Source organism: Sphingobacterium sp. UBA6317 (assembly GCF_002440385.1).
Lineage (GTDB): Bacteria > Bacteroidota > Bacteroidia > Sphingobacteriales > Sphingobacteriaceae > Sphingobacterium > Sphingobacterium multivorum.
On sequence record NZ_DJTD01000042.1, the window covers coordinates 87,151 to 92,054 of the forward strand.

Genomic DNA, 4,904 nt, shown 5'->3' on the forward strand with positions numbered 1-4,904 from the left:
TGCTTGCTTGCTTGCTTGCTTCGTAAAAAATATAGCAGGAGAAAATTAATACCCTACATTTTGTTTCAACGTTCCTTTACTGTTATCGATTACAGCTTGCGGAATTGGCCACAATTCATTTTTTCCAGCTTTGAACGTTCTATTTTCAGAGAAAAAACGGTCCGTTAGCGACGTGTAAGTAACCTTGCCTGTTTTAGAATCCACCGTACCTTTTGACAGCGCGCCATTGACAGGACCGTTCATCACATCTTTAGCTATTCCCCAACGAATAATATCAAAGCGGCGGCGTCCTTCTCCTGCGAATTCTACACGAAGCTCACGACGCACCAACTCACGCAGTTTGCTCTGACCACTGTAAACTGCTTTATCTACTTTTGGCATCTTTGCGCGTAGACGAACCAGATCGATATTGTCATATACGCTATTATCAATGATCCCCAATTCAATCTTTGCTTCCGCATTTAACAGAAGCATTTCAGCATAACGCATCACAATAATGTTGGTACCCACGTTCCAAATGTTCGCATAACTGCTCGGATTTTGGATGTATTTTTTATAGTTGTAAGCTGTGCTAGATGCATTATCTGGACCAGATGGATAATCTTCCGATTTCGGATCCAATGGATCGAAATATTTACCGTTATACAGTGCTCCTGGGTAAACAATTGTTGCGCCCAGGCGTGGATCTCTTTTTTCCATATGGACTGGCAGGGTTATAGGATTTCGACTCGCCAATAGTTTCTCCATCGGCAGTTTCGTAAGCATCTACCAGACTCTGTGTTGGTACAATAGACCCCCATCCGCCCATGGAATTGGGCAGCATAATACCAAGTGAAGTATATCCTTGAATATTTACCAAATATTCGATATTCATCATAACCTCACTGTTGTTTTCATTTGCCTCTTCAAATAGGGTTGCATAATCATCGAATAATTTATAATTAGCCGAAGAGATGATCTCCTGTGTTGTATTGATGACATCCTGATATTTCTTTTCAAAAGCATAACAGCGAGCCAACAAACCAAGGGCGGCACCTTTTGACATCCGCCCGCCTCCCTTAGCAAACGACAAATCTGCTGCAGCTTCTTTCAATTCTTTTTCCACAAATTCCAATACTTCTTTTTGCGTATTTGCAGGCACGAACGAATTTTCTGCGGTCAAAGTTTTCGTAATGATAGGTACTCCCCCAAATAAGGTCGCCATATCAAAATACTTATATGCGCGTATGACGCGTACCTCTGCGGTCAGCCGTTTCTTTTTTTCAGCATTAACCGGCGATTTTTCAATATTTTCAAGGATATAATTAGCACGACGGATATGCTCGTACGTATAGCGTGCCTCTGCGTTTCCAGAGTTTGTCGGTGTTGCCGTCCCATTTCCCAAAGCTTGGAATCCTTCCCAAGGGAAATCACTATTGGAGTTATCCGAAGTACAGTCCATGTAAAAGATCTGTGTACCGTCTTCCCAAGCAGATCCTTCGGCCAGCTTACCGTCGCTTCCCCTTGTACCGCTGTACAAACCTGTTACAGCAAAATCGGTTTCTGCTTCCGTTTTCCAAAAATTATCGGCATTATATGCATCCAACGGTTCCTGATCGAGTTTTTGACAAGAGAACAATAAGGTGGCTACGCTCAATGCAATCGTTATATTTCTAAGTTTCATGATTTTCAATTAAAAGTTTACGTTAAGACCAAACACATTTGTTTTCACTTGTGGGTAGTAATTACCTCTAGAATCCGCTGGAGCCTCCGGATCAAATCCTTTAGCAAAACCAGTAAAAGTCAAGAGGTTTTGCCCACTATAGTATACCTTGGCCCCTTTAATACCGATTCTATCCGTAAACGTTTTTGGTAAGGTATAACCGAAGGTAATGTTCTTCAAGCGGACATAACTTGCATTCTGTATCCAAAAATCGGAAGGAGTGCCTGAAGGACTATTTTGTGACCAACTGGTCAATGCCCTCGGCATCGATCCATTTGGATTGGTCTCTGCATTGAAACGATCTGCAAAAATGGTTGTCGGTTTATCAGATCCCGAGATCCCGCCAATGGCTTCACCCCAAAGATAGCCCTGTACTTTAGCGGCCCCTTGGAAGAATAGGCTCAGATCAAAGTTTTTATAACTCATATTGGACGTCAGACCAAAGATGAATTTCGGATCAGGCGAACCTAGATATACACGGTCATTTCCATCGATTTTTTTATCGCCATTCTGATCTTTATAGATAATATCACCAGCACCTACAGTTCCATTTACGCCTTGAATGCCACTGTTTTTATATTCTTCATCCGAACGATAGATTCCTGCTGTTTCGTAGCCATAAAACGAACGGATTGGTCGGCCCTGCTCATAGATATAAAAAGTTCCATTAACTTGTGGCTCATCGCTTGCCCATTTTTTGATCTGGTTGTTAATATAAGAACCATTTGCGGCAATGCTATATTTAAAATCACCAATACTATTTTGATAGTTCACTTGGAGCTCAACCCCATTATTTTGTACTTTCCCTGCATTTTGGTAAGGCGCTGGAAGACCATATAAGTTCGATACGGGCAGTTTTAACAACACTCCATCAGTTTTACGGTCAAAGTATTCAAATACAAAGCCCAAATTGTTTTTGAAGTTCAGGTCCAAACCAATGTTAGTACTTGTCGTTGACTCCCATTTCAATATTGGGTTTGCTGATTCAACGATAGCTCCGCCAGAACTAATCTCACCGCCAAAGGAGTAATTATAGCCAGGAGAAATGGTAAATAAGCCTGGATAATAAGCGTCTGAAGAAGGATATGAATTATCTGATGTTGCCGCTAATTGTTGGTTTCCGAGTTTACCCCAACCACCTCTTAATTTCAATTCTGAAATTACATCAGACAAAGGAGATTCTTTAAAGAAATCTTCCTGAGAAATACGCCATCCTGCTGAGAACGAAGGAAAAGTACTCCAACGATTGCTTCCCAAGAATCGCGATGTCCCGTCACGTCTCACATTGGCTTCCAATAGGTACTTATCCGCAAATGCATAATTGATACGACCGAAGAAAGAGCGTAAAATTAACTTTTTTGCTCCCCCGTCGACTTTCATTCCGTCCTTGCTACCTAAATTCAGTTCCGAAAAATCATTATTCAAAAACCCTTGCGCATAAGCACTGGAGTAATCTGCACGGAATGTTTCATCCATAAAACCGCCTAAGACATTGATTTGATGATTACCAATCTTTTTATCATAGGTCAACAAGGTTTGAAAAGTCAATCGTTCAGATTGAAAGTTGTAAACAGTCAGATTATTCACCCCTTGCTTAGGTCCCAAATCACCGTTCGGTGCATAGTATTGGATGTCTTTGACGAATTTGGAAGACATATTGTCGATCGGTTGAAAGCCAACAACTTGTTTGATCTTCAATCCATCCATAATCTTAAATTCACCGGAGAAATTGACCTGCGTATGTTTATTGATCATATTGTCCTTTGCCTCCAGATCCATCCAAGCGATTGGGTTACCGTCGCTACCACGACCATACACACCATTGCTATATTTGTATGGAATAAAACTAGGAATACGATTTACCTGTCTAAAGATCTGTGCCATGTCACCTGTATAAGGGTTTACGGGTTCGCTAATACGTTGATAGTTATACGCCAGCCCTAAATCAAATCGAAGCCTTGAAGACACTTTTGCCCCCACATTTGTGCGTAAATTATACCGGTCCGAACTCGCTACTTTAATAACACCTTTCTGCCCTAGATAGCCTCCGGAAGCCATATACTGCACATCTTCTGTTCCTCCTGTAACCTGCAAATTATGCGATTGCTGGAAACCTGACCCTTTATACAACAACCCTAACCAATCTGTATTGGGATGACCGTCCGGATCAGATCCATTTTTGAAAAGTTCTAGATCCTGCTGGGAGAAACGCTGCGTCTTCCCTTCATTTTTAAGAGCCTCGTTTAAGATGACAGCATGGTCATAAGAGTTCATATATTCCGGTAGACGTGTTGGATCCTGAATCCCGGCATAGCCCGTATAATTCAATTGCGGTTTGCCACTTCCCCCTTTTTTGGTCGTAATCAGAATAACCCCGTTTGCAGCCTTAGATCCATAAATTGCTGCACTAGGTCCATCCTTCAGTACCGAAACACTTTCAATATCGTTGGGGTTGATGTTATTCATCGAGCTTTCTATTCCATCGACAATAACAAGCGGATTTGCATTATTGATAGTACCTAGGCCACGGATTCGGATCGTACCGTTGTCTTTACCGGGCTGTCCTGAATTTTGAGTAATTGTTACACCCGAAAATTTACCCTGGATCGCTGAGGATACATTTGTAACGGGACGGTCCTGTAGATCCTTTGACGTGATCGCCTGTACAGCACCAGTTAGATTTACTTTCTTTTGTTTGGCAAATCCCACAACAACAACTTCTTCCAAAGCCTCATTGTTACTTTCGAGCTGAATTGACAGGGTCGTCCCTGTAACAGTTACTTCTTTAGTTTTATAGCCAACGCTACTAACAAGCAAAATATCACCGGCTTTCGCTCGAATTGTAAATGTCCCTTTTGCATCTGTCGATGTCGATACCGATGTACCTTTGACCGAAACAGTCGCAGCCGAAAGAGGACCATCTTCTGCGGTTACTTTCCCGGTAACTTGGTTCTGAGTGGCCTCGTTTGCTTTATGTTTAAATGCAATTGGCGTTTCTGCGGCCCACAAACTTTGCGAAGACGCAACAAGAAGAGCAATAGCAAGCAGGCTTACCTTTTGGTTACTTGTAAATTTTGAAATCATAATTAAATAGTTAGTAAAGTTGAGTCTGTCAGTTTAGTATTTGATTGACTGGTTCAGCCCATTAAATTAGAGGGATATTTTATGGGAACAAAAAAACGGGTTCTTCGTCAATTTTGGT

Annotated in this window: 3 protein-coding genes; all 3 read right to left on the reverse strand. The window is 41.6% G+C overall.

Features of this window, described 5'->3' with window-relative positions; translation table 11 throughout:
* Positions 1–45 precede the first annotated feature (45 nt).
* From B3E92_RS14145 to B3E92_RS14155, 3 genes are read right to left on the reverse strand one after another with little or no spacing between them, the layout of a single operon-like run.
* Positions 46–699 (reverse strand): RagB/SusD family nutrient uptake outer membrane protein, encoded by a 654-nt coding sequence (locus B3E92_RS14145; protein WP_286897304.1) that lies wholly within the window; start codon positions 697–699, stop codon positions 46–48.
* Positions 641–1,663: a RagB/SusD family nutrient uptake outer membrane protein gene (locus B3E92_RS14150; RefSeq protein ID WP_286897305.1), complete on the reverse strand. Its 1,023-nt coding sequence runs from the start codon at positions 1,661–1,663 to the stop codon at positions 641–643. Before B3E92_RS14150 ends, B3E92_RS14145 begins: the two co-directional genes overlap by 59 nt.
* 9 nt (positions 1,664–1,672) lie before the next feature.
* Entirely contained in the window at positions 1,673–4,786 is a 3,114-nt protein-coding gene (locus B3E92_RS14155; protein WP_286897306.1) for a SusC/RagA family TonB-linked outer membrane protein, read from the reverse strand.
* Positions 4,787–4,904: the final 118 nt, after the last annotated feature.

Excerpts from the sequence above, each read along its gene's own strand:
- B3E92_RS14145 (WP_286897304.1), bottom strand. The coding sequence starts at position 699 with ATGGAAAAAAGAGATCCACGCCTGGGCGCAACAATTGTTTACCCAGGA.
- B3E92_RS14150 (WP_286897305.1), bottom strand. The coding sequence starts at position 1,663 with ATGAAACTTAGAAATATAACGATTGCATTGAGCGTAGCCACCTTATTG.
- B3E92_RS14155 (WP_286897306.1), bottom strand. The coding sequence starts at position 4,786 with ATGATTTCAAAATTTACAAGTAACCAAAAGGTAAGCCTGCTTGCTATT.